17 protein-coding genes and 1 tRNA gene are annotated in these 15323 nt (G+C 63.3%); 13 read left to right on the top strand and 5 right to left on the bottom strand.

What is annotated here, in order from left to right:
- Positions 1–30 precede the first annotated feature (30 nt).
- The 4 genes from XH92_RS21325 (at position 31) to XH92_RS21310 (ending at position 1803) form a co-directional block, all read left to right on the top strand.
- Positions 31–840 carry a helix-turn-helix domain-containing protein gene (locus XH92_RS21325; RefSeq protein WP_194460915.1) on the top strand — a complete coding sequence of 270 codons (810 nt, stop codon included), beginning with the start codon at positions 31–33 and terminating at the stop codon, positions 838–840.
- Between the two features lie 115 nt (positions 841–955).
- Complete coding sequence (locus XH92_RS21320; protein WP_194460914.1) at positions 956–1183, top strand: hypothetical protein; 228 nt, start codon at positions 956–958, stop codon at positions 1181–1183.
- 85 nt (positions 1184–1268) lie between these two features.
- Positions 1269–1454, top strand: a complete 186-nt coding sequence (locus XH92_RS21315; RefSeq protein ID WP_194460913.1) for a hypothetical protein — start codon at positions 1269–1271, stop codon at positions 1452–1454.
- Positions 1455–1500: 46 nt separating this feature from the next.
- On the top strand, positions 1501–1803 hold the full coding sequence (locus tag XH92_RS21310) for a plasmid stabilization protein (protein ID WP_194460912.1): 303 nt from the start codon (positions 1501–1503) through the stop codon (positions 1801–1803).
- 332 nt (positions 1804–2135) lie between these two features.
- On the opposite strand, the gene XH92_RS43635 is transcribed toward XH92_RS21310, so the two are convergent.
- Entirely contained in the window at positions 2136–2258 is a 123-nt protein-coding gene (locus XH92_RS43635; protein WP_256437673.1) for a hypothetical protein, read from the bottom strand.
- Between the two features lie 226 nt (positions 2259–2484).
- On the opposite strand from XH92_RS43635, the gene XH92_RS21305 reads away from it, so the two are divergent.
- Positions 2485–4749 carry a cation:proton antiporter gene (locus XH92_RS21305; protein ID WP_194460911.1) on the top strand — a complete coding sequence of 755 codons (2265 nt, stop codon included), beginning with the start codon at positions 2485–2487 and terminating at the stop codon, positions 4747–4749.
- A gap of 47 nt (positions 4750–4796) precedes the next feature.
- Here XH92_RS21305 and XH92_RS21300 read toward each other — a convergent pair whose 3' ends face one another.
- Positions 4797–5243 (bottom strand): hypothetical protein, encoded by a 447-nt coding sequence (locus XH92_RS21300; RefSeq protein WP_194460910.1) that lies wholly within the window; start codon positions 5241–5243, stop codon positions 4797–4799.
- Positions 5244–5465: 222 nt separating this feature from the next.
- Between XH92_RS21300 and XH92_RS21295 the strand changes: the two genes are divergently transcribed.
- The 3 genes from XH92_RS21295 (at position 5466) to XH92_RS21285 (ending at position 7721) form a co-directional block, all read left to right on the top strand.
- Positions 5466–5753: a hypothetical protein gene (locus tag XH92_RS21295; protein ID WP_194460909.1), complete on the top strand. Its 288-nt coding sequence runs from the start codon at positions 5466–5468 to the stop codon at positions 5751–5753.
- Positions 5754–5853: 100 nt separating this feature from the next.
- Positions 5854–5930: transfer RNA gene (locus XH92_RS21290), tRNA-Arg, on the top strand.
- Positions 5931–7532: 1602 nt separating this feature from the next.
- On the top strand, positions 7533–7721 hold the full coding sequence (locus XH92_RS21285) for a hypothetical protein (protein ID WP_194460908.1): 189 nt from the start codon (positions 7533–7535) through the stop codon (positions 7719–7721).
- A 238-nt stretch (positions 7722–7959) separates the two neighbouring features.
- Here the strand turns inward: XH92_RS21285 and XH92_RS21280 are convergent, their stop codons facing one another.
- Entirely contained in the window at positions 7960–8295 is a 336-nt protein-coding gene (locus tag XH92_RS21280) for a VanZ family protein (RefSeq protein ID WP_194460907.1), read from the bottom strand.
- A 639-nt stretch (positions 8296–8934) separates the two neighbouring features.
- On the opposite strand from XH92_RS21280, the gene XH92_RS21275 reads away from it, so the two are divergent.
- Positions 8935–9774, top strand: a complete 840-nt coding sequence (locus XH92_RS21275) for a sterol desaturase family protein (RefSeq protein ID WP_246788511.1) — start codon at positions 8935–8937, stop codon at positions 9772–9774.
- Here XH92_RS21275 and XH92_RS21270 read toward each other — a convergent pair.
- Positions 9771–10751, bottom strand: a complete 981-nt coding sequence (locus tag XH92_RS21270) for an AraC family transcriptional regulator (RefSeq protein ID WP_194460905.1) — start codon at positions 10749–10751, stop codon at positions 9771–9773. The two genes, XH92_RS21275 and XH92_RS21270, sit on opposite strands and share 4 nt — an antisense overlap.
- Before the next feature lie 190 nt (positions 10752–10941).
- Between XH92_RS21270 and XH92_RS21265 the strand changes: the two genes are divergently transcribed.
- Positions 10942–12087, top strand: coding sequence for an alkane 1-monooxygenase (locus XH92_RS21265; protein WP_194460904.1), 1146 nt, complete (start codon positions 10942–10944; stop codon positions 12085–12087).
- 38 nt (positions 12088–12125) lie between these two features.
- Here the strand turns inward: XH92_RS21265 and XH92_RS21260 are convergent, their stop codons facing one another.
- The gene (locus tag XH92_RS21260) at positions 12126–13019 is read right to left on the bottom strand and encodes a LysR family transcriptional regulator (protein ID WP_194460903.1); all 894 of its coding nucleotides are present in this window, start codon (positions 13017–13019) and stop codon (positions 12126–12128) included.
- 147 nt (positions 13020–13166) lie between these two features.
- Here XH92_RS21260 and XH92_RS21255 point away from each other — a divergent pair, with 147 nt between their 5' ends.
- Genes XH92_RS21255 through XH92_RS21245 form a run of 3 tightly spaced genes read left to right on the top strand, consistent with a single transcriptional unit; the run spans position 13167 to position 15314 of the window.
- Positions 13167–14357, top strand: a complete 1191-nt coding sequence (locus tag XH92_RS21255; RefSeq protein ID WP_194460902.1) for an MFS transporter — start codon at positions 13167–13169, stop codon at positions 14355–14357.
- Complete coding sequence (locus XH92_RS21250; protein ID WP_246788510.1) at positions 14354–14824, top strand: cyclophilin-like fold protein; 471 nt, start codon at positions 14354–14356, stop codon at positions 14822–14824. Before XH92_RS21255 ends, XH92_RS21250 begins: the two co-directional genes overlap by 4 nt.
- A gap of 31 nt (positions 14825–14855) precedes the next feature.
- Complete coding sequence (locus XH92_RS21245) at positions 14856–15314, top strand: cupin domain-containing protein (RefSeq protein ID WP_194460901.1); 459 nt, start codon at positions 14856–14858, stop codon at positions 15312–15314.
- Positions 15315–15323: the final 9 nt, after the last annotated feature.

Raw genomic sequence — 15323 nt, 5'->3', positions numbered from 1 at the left:
TTCAGTCACTCCAAGGCTTCGAGCTTCGCTATGGGTTTTCAGCTTCGCTATCCCTGGCCGGACCTCGATCCGGATGATGTTGCGGCCCCGGCCCTTGCCGTGCGCCTCGACGTCACCGAGAACAAGGTCGAGGCGGCCGAGCACGCGCACCGCAAGGGACAGCTGGTGTTTGCGCTCGGCGGCGGCGTGATGTGCCGCGTTCCGAACGGACTGTGGATGGTGCCGCCGCATTGCGGTGTCTGGCTTCCCGGCGGCACACCCCACACCAATATCGCAACCGCCAATGCGCGGATCTTCTTCGTCTTCATCGAGCCTGGCGCCGCCGAGTTGCCCGACCGCTGCTGCACGCTGTCGATCTCGCCCCTGCTGCGCGAGCTCATCGTCGCGCTGTCGGATCGCATGCAGCATGACGTCGGCGATGCAACGCTGGTCACGCAATTGCTGCTGAACGAATTGCCGCGCATGCGGGTGCAGCAGCTACATCTGCCGATCTCGGGCGAAGCACGGCTGCGACGGATCGCGGCTGACCTCGCCGACGATCCATCCGATCGCAGCACGATGGCCGAATGGGCCGACCGCATGGCGATGAGCGAAAGCAGCCTTGCGCGTCTCGTCCTGAACGAGACCGGCCTGACGTTCGGCCGCTGGCGCCAGCAGCTGCACTTGATCGTCGCGCTGCGCGAGCTGTCGGCCGGTATGAGCGTTCAGCAGGTCTCGACCGCGCTCGGTTATGAATCCGTCACGGCGTTCATCACGATGTTCAAGAAGGCGCTCGGCAAGCCGCCGGCGAAATATCTTGCCGGCATCGCGCAAGGCGGCGGTTCGGGCTTCGCGGTGTGATATGCGCCGCCGGCATCGCCAAGATTAGGAACGCCCACCAGGAGCAGGCGTTTTCAAGCTATCTGGTGCGCCGGCCGCAAGCCGTCCGTGCCCCGCCAATGCTCGAGGACGCGAGATGCCTTACGCGCTGTTCGATCATGACAAACAAATCGACCAGGCTTTTCCGACGGAAAAGCAGGCTTGGGAACACGCACTGATCTCCGGGCTGATCTTCGATGTTCCCGTCGCGGACGAGGCGCCGGGCCAGGTGATTCCGGCCGGCTATCACATGAAACAGATTCCCGGCGACGGTGAAGTCTGCGAGCCGGCGCCCGAGTGGAGATTGCCGAACGAAATTTCGTGATCGGTCCACGGCGGGGACACCGGTTGCGATCGCGGCGTTGCGCGATACGTAACGCCGAACCAGACCAACAATTCAGGATGAGCGCATGGCAGACACCGGCAAGCATTTTCACGTTCGTTGCGTCGACAACACGTTGCAGCGGGACACGCTCTCACTCGGTCGCGTCTATGAAGTGACAAGGGATATCGAACGCGACGGCTATTACGAGCTCGGCGGATTGGGCCGCTTCAGTCGATCCAGATTCGAGGTCGTGGAGCCGAACGACGACTAGGTCGAAGTCCGGCTGATGTCTCGATCAAGATAGACAGGAGAGCGCGATGCCCAGAGGCGACAAGTCGAGTTACACCGACAAGCAGAAGCGGCAGGCCGAACATATCGAGGAAGGCTACGAGAAGCGGGGCATTCCGGATCGCGAGGCCGAGCGGCGCGCATGGGCGACCGTCAACAAGGAGACTCATGGCGGCAAGAAGAGCGGCTCCGGCCGCGGGACGCGCGAAGACCATTCCCCCTCGCGCAAGGGCGGCAAGCTCGGCGGCAAGGCGGCCGCGAAACGTCCGGCGGCGGCGAGGTCGCGCTCGGCCAAGAAGGCCGCGCAGACCCGCAAGCGGCGGGCAGCCTGATCGGGGCGGGCATCACCCCGCCAGCGGGAAGGCAATACCGGGCATTGGAGGCGGCACCTCGCAAAGGCGTGAACGGGCGCCACCGCTGGTTGCCTTCATTTGGGCACCTATCGGGAACAGGCTTGCCTGGCAAAAAGCAAAGGCGGCCGCCGCAGGGGGTGCCTGCAATTGACCTATCGGTCCCATAGCAGCTGGCAGGACGTGGATCTGCGTAATCTCGTCCGGGTGATATCTGCCTGCACGCTCGGGCTCTGGGCGTTTGCGGCCGGCCTGCTGATCGGGACCTTCCTACTCTGATGATGGACTCGGCCTGGCGGACCTGCCGCCCGGGGCTAGCCGCCGCTCAGGTGATGTGCGGCGGCGAACAGGACGAGCGCGCTCAACACCAACGCTGACGTTGCGCCGGCAACGCTACGCGCCAGTTCGGCCTTCGAAAGATTGGATCTGGTTGCCATCACAACCTCCTGTGCGTGCGAGCCGAGGCCCGTCCGCTCCGGCGGTGCTCGCGCTTGCTCCGGGCACCACCATCGCATCATGAGGATGAACGCATCATGAGCAAAACGATCGGCCCCGCGCCCCGGTTCCAAATTCTGACGCAGGTGGATCGCTTTCGGAACGGGGGCGTTGACCGCATGCGGCAGACGGGCCGAGCCGCGCTGGAATTAGGCAATCGGAGACGCAATGGTGATCCGCTGGGGGCGGCTTCAACCGACGATCTGGGCGGTCATCATCCTGCTTGCGACCGCCACGGCGGCCGGCGCCGAAGGCGATAGAGCGAGCAAGCCCAGCGAGTTCATCCTGCTCGTCCAGATCGCGCTCCTGATCGCGGTCGGCCGCGGCCTCGGCGAGCTGATGCAGCGGATCGGCCAGCCCTCCGTGATCGGCGAACTGCTCGGCGGCCTGCTGCTCGGCCCATCGCTGTTCGGCTGGCTGTGGCCGTCGGCGCATGACGTCGTCTTTCCGCCGTCCGGCGAGCAGAAAGCGCTGCTCGACGGCATCGCGCAGCTTGGCATCCTGCTGCTGTTGCTGCTGACCGGCATGGAGACCGACCTCAAGCTGGCGCGCAAGGTCGGCCGCGCCGCCATGACGATCTCGGTCGCGGGCATCGCGGTGCCGTTCGTCTGCGGCTTCGTGCTTGGCGAATTCCTCCCCGACGGCTTGTTGCCGCATCCCGAAGCGCGGCTGATCGCCGCGCTGTTTCTGGGCACCGCGCTGTCGATCTCCTCGGTGAAGATCGTTGCCGTCGTGGTGCGCGAGATGAACTTCATGCGCCGCAATGTCGGCCAGATCATCGTCGCCTCCGCGATCATCGACGACACCCTCGGCTGGATCATCATCGCTGTGATCTTCAGCCTCGCCTCGCGCGGCAGCCTCGATCTGCTTTCGATCGCGCAGGCGCTGTTTGGCACCCTCGCCTTCCTCGCGGTCAGCTTCACGATCGGCCGCCGGCTGGTGTTCCGCATGATCCGCTGGGCCAACGACAATCTGGTGAGTTCGGCGGCGGTTATCACCGCGATCCTGCTGCTGATGAGCGTGATGGCGATGATCACGCATCTGATCGGCGTCCATACCGTGCTCGGCGCCTTCATCGCCGGCGTACTGGTCGGGGAATCCCCGATCCTGACCCGGCAGATCGACGAGCGGCTGCGTGGGCTGATCTCCAGCCTGTTCATGCCGGTGTTCTTCGGGCTGGCGGGGCTCAGCGCCGACCTTACCGTGCTGAAGGACCCAGCGGTGCTGGGGCTCACCGCCGCGCTGGTCTTGATCGCGAGCATCGGCAAGTTCGGCGGCGCCTTTGTCGGCGGCGCGCTCGGCGGACTGACGCGGCAGGAATCCTACGCGCTGGCGAGCGGCATGAACGCGCGCGGCTCGACCGAGGTGATCATCGCCACCATCGGCCTGTCGATGGGCGTGCTGAGCCAGACCTTGTTCTCGATGATCGTGACCATGGCGATCCTGACCACGATGGCGATGCCGCCGATGCTGCGCAGCGCGCTGGCTCGGCTGCCGCTCGGCAAGGAGGAAAACGAGCGGCTGGAGCGCGAGGAATACGAGCAGCGCGGCTTCGTCGCCAATCTTGAGCGGCTGCTGCTTGCGGTCGACGAGAGCAGCAACGCGACATTCGCTGCGCATCTCGCCGGCGTGCTCGCCGGCGGGCGCGGCCTGCCGATCACGGTGCTGCATGTCGGCGTCCACGCCAAGCTGCAGGAAAAAAACCGCGCCGGCGAGGAAAGCCCCGAGGCCGCGGTAATCAATGCCGCCAAGGCCAGCGCCGAGGCCGAGGCCGACGGCAGCGGCAATGTCGATGTCATTAGCCGCGCCCGCGAGGAGACCGCGGCGGAGGCGATCGCCGAGGAAGCCAGAAAGGGTTTTGACCTGCTCGTGGTCGGCATGGAGGAGGTCGCGGGCCCCGATGGCGGCTTCGACCGCCGGATTGACGAGCTGACCTCGAGCTTCGACGGCCCGCTGGCGATCGCAGCCGCCAAGGGTGTGCACGCGAGGGAGCCGACGGCGAATGCACGGAAGATCCTGGTGCCGGTGTCGGGCAGCAACGTCTCGCGGCGCGGCGCCGAGGTCGCGATCGCACTGGCGCGCCTCGCCAGCGAACCGCTGCAGGTGGTCTATGTCTCGACCACGCGCGACAAGGGCGCCCGCCGCACCAGCCCGAGCATGTCGCTGGCGCCGGAGGAAGCGATCCTGAAGGACATCGCGGCAACCGCCGCGCGCTATGACATCAAATTCGCGACGCGGCTGCGCGCCAACACCGCGCCCGAGGTCGCGATCCTGCAGGAGATCGCGGCCAGCCGGGCCGACCTCGTCGTGATCGGCGTCGACCGCATCCAGGGCGACAGCTTGAATTTCGGCAGCGTTGCAGCCGCCGTGCTCGGCAAGTCGAAGGCGTCGGTGCTGCTGGTGTCGGACGGCGACGTCAGGCCCAAGGACTGAAAACTAAGACCTGAGGAACAAGGTCCGGAGCGCGGGAGCGCCCGCGCCTACCACTCTTCCGGACAGGGATCGACGATCTTCCAGAGATCGATCCCGTTCTTGATCTTCTTCATCTCGGTGGTGAGCCCGCCATTGCGGCGGATCCAATCCTTCACCGTATCGGGGTAATAGGACATCAGGTCGGAGGTGCCCTCGAGGCTGGTGACCTTGATACCGAAGGTGAACGCCTTGTCGTAATAGGCCTGGTGGAAGCCGATGCTGGCCTTCGGCGTCACACAGATCTTGTTCAGCGGCACGATGCCGAACACCAGCGTGCAGGCCGAGTTGCAGATGCCGTCGATCACGACGCGCTCGCGGCGTTCGCGGATCAGCTTGTACTTGGCCTTGTATTCCTCGACATAGCCGCCATGGTCGCGCGTGATGTGCAGCACGGCCCGCGCGGGCGTCGCAGCCAGAACCGAGAGCAGCAAGGCGGCTAGGAGCGTGATGCGCATGAAATGTTCGAAACCAAGGGAAAGGCGGCCCGGGCGGACCTGACCGCAAGACTCTGGCCGGACTGTGTTGGCAATCCGTTAAGCATCCGCAAAAAGGCAAAATTTGGCGCGCTGTGACCGATTTCCCGCAGCTTTTGGCCGGAATCCGGGTTAAATGAACCATTAGAGGACTTTGGACCGGCTACGGAGGCCGATTCCAGCGTGAATGCCCGGAGGCCGCCAATGACCAAGACCAAGCTTTTCGCCGCCCTCGCCGTGACCGTTGCCCTGGCCATCCCGGCCCTGACCCCGGCTGCCGCGGCCGACCTCTCGGTCACCCCGCGCCACCACCGGCATCACCACCACCACGCTTATTGGGGGCTGCCCTACCACATCAGCTACCTGCACAATTACGGCCCCGGCCAGGCCGCCGGCAGCTTCGCCTATTATGACGGCCCGTCGACCAACAAGTGCTATCAGGGCTCGTCCGCCTATATCGGCCAAGACCATCGCCGGCATCCCTGCTTCTGACGGCTGCGCGGGACACCGCCGGCGCAGAGCGCGGACACCGCCCCAGTGACGCGCGAGGCTGCTGGCCCTCCCCGCTCAAGTCTGATAATCGACCCCCGCGGCGCTCGTAGCTCAGCTGGATAGAGCATCGGATTTCGATTCCGAGGGTCGGGAGTTCGAATCTCTCCGAGCGCGCCATCGTTTTTCATCGATCATACAATGGTTTAGGACGAGCCGATTTCGCTCTGGATGATCGTTTTCGTGTTGCGAGCAGCTCAACGCAGCAGGGCGGTTTGACGCTTGTTCTGAATGCGATGTGCGCAACGAGGAACGACCCCGACGCGGACGGCGCGCCGAGGTCGCCATTCTGTCAACTCCCGACCGGGTGGGGGTGTAAGGGCCGGGAGCCGACAGGCTACCTCCAATACCGCCGCTCGCTCCGCCCCTAAGCAACGGCATTAAGGGTTACTCCCGCCCGGCCTGCCGGAAAACGATATCCATTCACCGCATGTCGGGGGCGAGCCGAGCGACGCCGTTAGCAAATCAGCAAGCAGGTCGGCGCAGGCTTTTCAGAGGGACGGGACCGGTTTGGGGAACGTCTTACGGTCTCCGTTTCGGAGGAGCTGGCGTTCAGGCCCTGGCGCCGGCTCCTCTTTCCTAAAATCAGCCTATGCGCCGCAACAGTCACGGGGGCGAGGCAATCAAACTTCGCGAAGGGCGTTTCGGGCTAGTTCAAGTAGACTGAGGGTTCCAAGTCGCCAGCCTTTGCTTAATCTGCTCGGCCTGCTCCTTCGTCAGTTTCTCAGCCAAACTGTAATCGTTCAATTGGGCCGCCCCCTTGCGTTGTCGATCGTAGACCATCCAGTCGGTGCTTCCTCTTCGAACGAGGAACCTTGCCTGTATCGGCGCCGTGCAATTCATCGTAGACTCCGTCAGCAATATGAACGACCGCAATATCTTCTTAAACATAGCACTTGATTTTCGATGCTTCTGTGAACTTGCACACACGCAGCCGGACTCGACATGTCGATATTTCGACCGATGCCGCCCGCCCGAGGTTCGCCGTGCAAGTTCGATGCTGATACGCCGAGTCCGATCCGATCAAGCGCAATAGAGCATCCGCGGGTCAGCAAAAGGTCGGAAGCATTTTCGGCCATATGGCCGTTGCGAAAGCCGAAAGGTTGCACGAAATCCGCAGCACGCCCCTGCACAAAGACCAGCATCCGATCAACGTAGTGCGGCGCGTAATCATCGTCGTCGAACCGGACTATTTATCCAGCCTTGCACAGCCCGACATAGAGCTTCCCCTTCGCTCCAATCGCTATCGGCGCAGGCTCGTGAAAATATCGAACCCGCGGATCACCGATTGCATCGAACATGGTTCCGCGGATTCGGACTACCGTCGTGCACGAGCCACTCAAAATCTTGATGGATTTGATTTCGCTAACAGCGATCGGCTTTGCTACCGACTGGCGCGCACGAAATCGATAATCCGTCCGGGCTCCGACCGAGATTCGCCGCGATGTAGATCGCTCCGAGGTCACAGAAGTGTGTCGCGCTCGCAACGTCACAACAGTTCCCTGTGTGGATGGGCGTGTTTCGACTTCACTGCGTAACGCATTTGCCCTCTACTAATATCGGACCTTCGGCGGCGATTTTATTGCCAAGACGTTCACTTGAAATCGGGGTCCAGGAGGCCGCTGTTCAGCGGCCAGCGGCCTCTTTCGTTATTTGAGATTCATCGATTTGCAATGACGCCGAGTTGCGTCAATCGGACTGCCATTAGTTCGTGAGGACAAGATGATTGAAGAACGCAAACCTTACGTGGCATTTGGAGTAGACCCGGCCGGCGTCGCACGCGCAACGTATGAACTTCGTTGCAGTGACGACGAAGAGGCAAAGCGCCGAGCCGAGAGTTTTTTGGACGAGCACGAATTCGTCGAGTTGTGGATCGACTACAAAAGGATCGCTCGTCTGAAGCGAAGCTAGGAAGGGCGCAGACGCGGCATCAAACTCCGAATGAATGCCTCATTTGAACTACCATGCGTTGGATGGCGGAGGTGTATTTGCCACGAGCAAATTGCTGACCGCCTGTGTCGCGCACTATGACAACGCTGCATAAACACGGAGGCCGTAGCATCTGACTGTCGTGCTCGCTTCAGCAAGGCGCCTTTTTCTCGACGGCTGGAGAAGCTGCTTGGCCGTTCGCGAAGTTCAACGGTCAAAGTCACCGGCTGGACTGGTTGCGCGGAACGAGCAGCAGTAGCAGGTGGCCCGCTGCGATGCCGGCGAGGCCTCCTGCAACCTTGAAGATTGCGTCGGCCAAGTGGCCGTGCCGGTCAGGGGTTAGCAATTGCATTGCTTCGAGCGTGAACGCACTGAAAACGACCAAGAGCACGACCAGCATGCCGCGCCGGGGATAGCCTAACACAAAGGCCAACGCCATCACCGCGAACGCGGCGAAATGCTCGACGTGCGGATCGGAAGCAAACGAGGGGCGGTCCTGGATCGGGGACAGTGTGGCAAACGCAATAAAGGCCAGCGTTAGCCAGCCAATGACCATTCCGAACGTCCTGATCCTTGATGCAAGCAAGCAACAATTTCCAAGTCGTGGTGCCCTGGATGCACCGTCGCTCAATTAGCCCATCGCGCGCGTCAGCGACAGGCGGGATCGGCGCAAACCGGGTGGCCCACAAGGACTAATCCCGATGGTGCTTTCCGTAGAGCCACCGTAAGTCGAAATTCCAACTTCGCGCCGCGCAGCAAGCGCTACGATGAACCACGAGGGGGCGGCACCTCACCTTGAAAGGCAGCGAGGCCGTTATGGAGCGCTTATATCTGGGCATCACCGTTACCAGCACATACGCCTTGGTCACGATTGCGCTGATGGTGGCTTTCATGCACTGACCGGCAGATAGGCCTGGCACGATTGGTCTGTAGCGAGCCACAACAACGTTCACCGCTCACGCGCGACTATCGACGAAAGCCAGGGTCCCTATCTCCCTTTGGCATGCTCATTCCCCGAAAGCCGATCGAGGTCCCGGCCGGAGGTCGCCCGCCGGCGAACTGGATTCGGGCCGATTAACGTTCCCGCTTAACGCTTCTTGGGCTTAGGCTTTCCTTCCTCTTGACGCTGTTGGGCGCCGGGGTGATAGGCTACTGCCATTTCAGGCGGCTATCTTGAATGAACGATTTATCGGGATTGAAGCAGCTTTTGCTGGTGGTTTTGATCTTCGTGCCTTTCGAGCGACTGCTCGCCGCAAGGCCCCAGAAGATTCTTAGGCGTGGCCTGCTGACCGACATGGCCTTCCTGTTCCTCAACGGCTGGCTGGTGCTGGCCGGCGTGATCGCCATCATGGCGGTGGCCACTTTGGTCAAGCAGTCGATCCTGCCAGCAGCGGTGACACAGACGATCGGCGATCTTCCCTATCTGGTGCAAGTGCCCATCGCGATCTTGATCGCGGACCTCGGGGTCTACTGGACGCATCGCATCCTGCACGTCGTGCCTGCCCTGTGGGAAATCCATTCCGTCCATCACGCGGTCGAAGAACTGGATTGGCTCGCGGCGATTCACCAGCACCCGCTCGACGTGATGTTCATGAAGGCCGGGGCACTGTTTCCGCTTTACGCGCTCGGTTTCTCGGCGGAAGCGATCGGGACCTACCTTCTCATCTACTTCTGGCAGACTTGGCTGGTTCACGCCAATGTCCGCCTGAACTATGGACCGCTGCGCCGCATCCTGGTGTCGCCGGAATTTCACCACTGGCACCACAGCAGCGACACAGCAGCCAGGGACAAGAACTTCGCCGGATGCCTCTCGTTCTACGACGTGCTGTTCGGCAGCGCCTATCTTCCGAAGGGGCAGAATCCGAAGGCATTCGGCGTCGATCATCCGATGCCCACAAATTATCTGGCGCTGCTGGCCTACCCGTTTGTCGCGTGGGTCTCGAAGCGTCAACGCAGCGACGCGCCAGCCATCCAACCTCACATCTCGCAAGCTGGAGATCCTGCGCAGCCGCGCCAAAGCGCGCCGCTGGGCTAGCTGCGCAAACTCTTCTCCCCAAACCATCGCCGGCAGGCGCGGCTGAAGCTCGTGGCGTCGGTGTAGCCGAGCGCTGCCGCCATCTCGTCGCGCGATTGCGTGCCCGCCGCGAGCATTGTCCGGGCGCGCTCGCGCAGCACGCCGTCAAGCAGCGGGCGGAAGGCGCAGCCGGCCTCCGCGAGCCGCCTCACCAGCGTTCGCCGCGAGGTGCCGACGAGGCGCGCGGCCTCCTCTTCGCCGAGCCGCTGCGGCAGCCGCGCCGCAATCAGGCTCTCGACCATCCGCGCCAACGCCGCGGTGTCCGAGCGCGGCTTCTCGATCTCCTCCAGCGCCTCGATCGCCTTGGCATGCAACTCCGGATCCGCAAACGGCGAAGGTCGCGCGCACAAGGCCTTTGGCACGTCGAAGATGAAGGCGGCCGCGTTGAACTTCACCGCGCAGGAATAATGCTGCATCAGCCGCTCCGCGCCCGCTGGCGGCGGCCAGGGAAACTGCAGGGTCGCCTGGCCGATCGTATCCTCGAGCAGCTGCACATACACCGCATGCACGTTGAGGCTGACCGCCAGCGCCACGGCGCGCCACAGCGCGCCGTCCATGGCAACCGCAGGAGAGATTTCGATCTGGATCGAGCGCGGCGTCGTGCGCAGCCGGTTGCGTATGAAGGGTGCGCGGGTCGACCCGAAGCGCGCGCCGGTGTTGAGCGCATCCGCGATGGTCGGCGCTGTCCTGGTCGCAACGTCGAGCGCCCCTTGCAGCGACGTCGACCAGACCGCCGCGGCCGACAGCGGCCACAGCTCGCCATGCCGGCGGGTGATGTTGGCGGCGAGGATCACCAGCGACGACACCGGCATATGCGCGCCGGGCTGGTCGAGTGTGTCCTGCTGGATTGCGGTGCCCTGCAGCAGCTCATCGCGCTCGCCACGCGTCTTGCCGAACGCCCGCACCAGCGCCCGCGCATAGCTCACGGACACCGGCATGCGAAGGGCATCCGCCTCCGATCCCTGCATTGCGTTGGCGCCCTCCCTCGCGAACGTGCAGCCGAACAGCTTTGGCGCAAAATGCCACAAAATTGGCCTGTTGGGAACTGGCGGCGCAGGCCCGCCTCGCGGCATCCTCCACACAACAACGGCGAACGCCGCCTCGACAAGAGATGCTGGAGGGAATGCGATGATCTTCACGGGCACCAATGCCGCTGGCGAGACGATCACCTACCGGGACGGCAAGCGCTATCTGTGGATGCTCTCGTTCATCCCGCCGCTGATCCCGCTGTTATCCTACTGGCTGTTCCTACGGACGCACAATCCGCTGGTGACGCTGATCCCGTTCGTCTTCATCTTCATCCTGATCCCGCTGCTCGATGTCCTGATCGGCGAGGACACCCACAATCCGCCGGCCGAAGTGGTCGCGGCGATGGAGGCCGATCCGTACTATCTGCGGCTGGCGCGCATCACCGTGGTGTTTCCCTGGATCAACTACGTCGCCCTGATCGCCTTCTTCGGCACGCAGGAGCTGCCTTGGTGGTCCTATGTCGCCTTGCTGCTCGGCGTCGGCACCATCAATGGCGGTGCGCTGCTGATCGGGCACGAGCTCGGCCACAAGCCTGACCGGCTCAACATCCTGTTCGGCATGCTCGCCAACTGCGCGGTGGGTTACGCCCATTTCCGCGTCGAGCATAATCGCGGCCACCACACCTGGGTCGCGACCCCCGAAGATCCCGCAAGCGCGCGGTTCGGTGAATCGATCTATGCATTCGCCACCCGCGAACTGCCCGGCGCGTTCAAGCGTGGCTGGCGCAATGAGGCCGAACGACTGACCCGGCGCGGCGAGCCGGTCTGGTCGGTCAACAACGAGATCCTGCAAGGCTTTGCGCTGACGCTCGTCGTCGCGGCCATCCTGATTGCGCTGTTCGGCTGGAAGGTCGCGCCGTTCATCGTCGCGCACCATTTCCTCGGCTGGTATGCGCTGACCCAGGCCAACTATGTCGAGCACTACGGCCTGTTGCGCGAGAAGCTGCCGAATGGCCGTTACCAGGCGGTCGAGCCGCGCCACTCCTGGAACACCAACCACATCGTCTCGAACCTGATGACGTTCCACCTGCAACGTCATTCCGACCACCACGCCAACCCGATGCGCCCCTACCAGTCGCTGCGCGATTTCGACGACATCCCGCGGCTGCCGAACGGCTACACCGGCATGTTCGGGCTGGCTGCGATCCCGCCGCTCTGGTTCCGCGTGATGGACCCGAAGACATTAGCGTGGGCCGGCGGCGACAAGAGCAAGCTGAATCTCGGCGAGCGACCGGCGAATTCGTGATCCACGGCTCCACGCCCGACGTCGACGCGCAACCGTCGTCACTTGCCGTGATGCCGGAGCGCATCGACGATGACCTTGAACGCCGGTGAGTTCTGACGACCGCTGGGATAATAGAGATAATAGCCGGAGAACTTCGGCGACCAATCGTCAAGCACGAGCTGAAGGCGGCCCGACGCAATAGCTTCAGTCACCGTCTCCTCCGGCACGTACGCGATGCCGTAGCCCGCGATTGCGGCTTTGACCATCGGCTGGGTCGAGTTGAAAGCAAGCTGACCGTCGACGCGCACCCGCACGTTTCGCCCGGCCTTGCCGAATTCCCAGGCATAGAAACCGCCGCGCGTCGTCAAGCGCAGATTGATGCAGCTGTGGCCGACCAGATCCTGCGGGGTCTTCGGCACACCGTGCCTGGCGAAATAATCAGGCGCGCCCACAGCGACCAGACGCCAGTCGGGCCCGATGCGCACCGCGATCATGTCCTTCTCGACGCTTTCTCCGAGCCTGACGCCGGCGTCGAAACCATCCGCCACGATATTGCGCAGGCCGTTGTCGCGACTGAGTTCGAGCTTGATGTCGGGATAATCCGCGAGCACCGGCTCGAGCTTCGGCCAGACGAGATTGTCCAGCGCGTGGTCCGATAGGGTGATGCGCACGGTGCCCGAAGGCTTGTCGCGGTATGCGGTCAGCGCCGCAATATCCGTCTCGATCTCGGCGATGCGCGGCGCGAGCGATTGCAGCAGCCGCTCGCCGGCCTCCGTGGTCGAAACGCTTCGTGTGGTCCGGGCGAGAAGCCGGATTCCCAACCGCGCCTCAAGCCGCTTGATGGTGTGGCTGAGGGTCGACTGCGTGACGCCGACCTTCGCCGCCGCCTTGGTGAAGCTACGCTCCTCCGCCACGACAAGGAACCACAACAGATCGTTGAAGTTTTCGCGCACCCTCAGTCTCCACTGCCACCCTTATTTATGGGCACAGTCGATAAGTTCAAACAGATTTCACCGCCTAATCACAGCAATCCGCCGGTGCTACCTCCCACGCAGACGGGTTGCCGGATTTGAACCGGACCCCTTGTGCGGTGGAAACGGATGGACACGACCTACGACGACGGATTGGTGCGGCCACACGCGGCGTGGGGCGCCGTGCTTTCGATGGCGCTGTGCGTCGCCGTCCTGATCGCTTCCGAATTCATGCCGGTCAGCCTGCTGACGCCGATCGCCGAGGGTCTCGGCATCAGCGAAGGCCGGGCGGGTCAGGCGATCTCGGTCTCCGGCATCTTCGCAGTCATGACCAGCCTGTGCATCGCCAATCTCGTGAAGCGCATCGACCGCAAGCTGGTGCTGACCTCGTCCTCGCTCTTGCTTGTCGTCTCCGGCCTCGTCGTCACCTTCGCCCCCAATTATGCCGTGCTGATGATCGGCCGCGCCCTGCTCGGGATCGCCATCGGCGGCTTCTGGTCGATGTCCACCGCAATCGTAATGCGTCTGGTGCCGCACGACGCCGTGCCGAAGGGGCTCGCGATGATCAACGCCGGCAACGCCATCGCTGCAACCGTCTCGGCACCGCTCGGAAGCCTGCTCGGCGATCACGTCGGCTGGCGCGGCGCCTTCTTCCTCGTGGTGCCTTTGGCACTGCTTGCGCTCATCTGGCAGTGGATCGGCCTTCCCGCGCTGCCGCCGTGCGGGCGCGATGGCGCGGGCAATGTATTAAAGCTGCTATTGCGCCGTCAGGTGGCGCTTGGCATGGCCGCGATCTTCCTGCTCTTCATGGGCCAGTTCGCGGTGTTCACCTATCTGCGCCCATTCCTTGAAACGGTCACCGGCATTGGTATCTCCGCCCTGTCGGCGATCCTGTTGCTGATGGGGATTGCCGGCGTCGCCGGCACCTGGGCCATCGGCCAGCTGCTGAAAACGAGGCTCTACAGCATCGTCATTGCGATTCCGCTCGTCATGGCGTCGCTCGCTGCCGCATTGATCGCGCTCGGCTCGATGCCGGCAGCAGTCACAAGCCTGCTGCTGGGCTGGGGCTTCTTCGGTACGGCCGCCCCGGTCGGCTGGGGCACATGGCTGAGCCGCACGCTCCCTGATGACGCCGAAGCCGGCGGCGGACTGCAGGTCGCCATCATCCAGTTCGCCATTACGCTGGGCGCAGCAGCCGGCGGATTTCTGTTCGACGCGCTCGGATGGTGGAGCCCGCTCGCGCTCGGCGGGGCCCTGCTGCTCGGTTCGGCGCTCGCCGCAACCGCGGCCGCCATAGACCATGGAAGGCCGGCGCCATGACGTTCCGTATCATCGATCGCCGCACCGTGCTGCGGAGCGCTCTGCTTTCCGCGACGGCCGCACCATTCGGCGACCTCGCATCGTCGCGGGGATACGCACAGGGACCAGCGTCCATGAGAGTCGGCATCTCCTTCAACGAACAGACCATGGCGGCGACGCTAGAAGACAATCCGTCGGCGCGCGATTTCGCGTCGATGCTCCCGCTCGTTGGCCTCAAGATCGACGATTACGCGAACAACGAGAAGATCAGCTACCTGCCGCGCAAGCTCACTGAGGAAGGCAGCGGACCGTTCGGCAACGAACGGCCAGGCGATCTTTGCTACTACGTGCCCTGGGGCAACCTCGCATTGTTCCATACGGGCTACCGCTGGTCGCAAGGCTTGATCCGGCTCGGCCACATCGACGGCAACTTCGATGCCCTGCTGATGCGCGGAAAGTTTCCTCTCCGCATCGTATCCCTGTCCTGATCCCTCACGAAAGAACCGGAGGAATACGCAAATGAAGAAGGTCCTTGCAGCAGCGGCCATCGGCGCAACCGGCGTCGTGTCTGCGCAAGCGGATGGCATCGAAATCCATCTCAACGGCAGCACGCCCGCGATGCTCGGCGCCGCGGACAATTTCAGCGGTCGGGCGGTCATCAGTCCGCTGTATCCAGCGACGGAATTCACCCGTGCGAGCACGGGCCTCGTCAACTTCGCATCGGGAGCACGCACCGTCTGGCACACGCATCCCGCCGGTCAGTTGCTCATCGTCACGACGGGCCAGGGCTGGGTGCAGGAAGACGGCAAGGACAAGCGCACGATAAATACGGGCGATGTCGTCTGGATTCCGGCCGGCGTCAAGCATTGGCACGGCGCGACCGCCACCAGTCCGATGGCCCACATCGCGGTGAGCTACATGCAGGACGGCAAGAATGTCGACTGGCTCGAACCGGTTTCCGACGAGCAGTACCGATAAGCGGGAGCA

It is taken from the genome of Bradyrhizobium sp. CCBAU 53421, assembly GCF_015291625.1.
In the GTDB taxonomy this organism is placed as follows: Bacteria; Pseudomonadota; Alphaproteobacteria; order Rhizobiales; family Xanthobacteraceae; genus Bradyrhizobium.
Note: the sequence above shows the minus strand (reverse complement) of the source record. Positions and strands in the feature narration are given on the sequence as shown.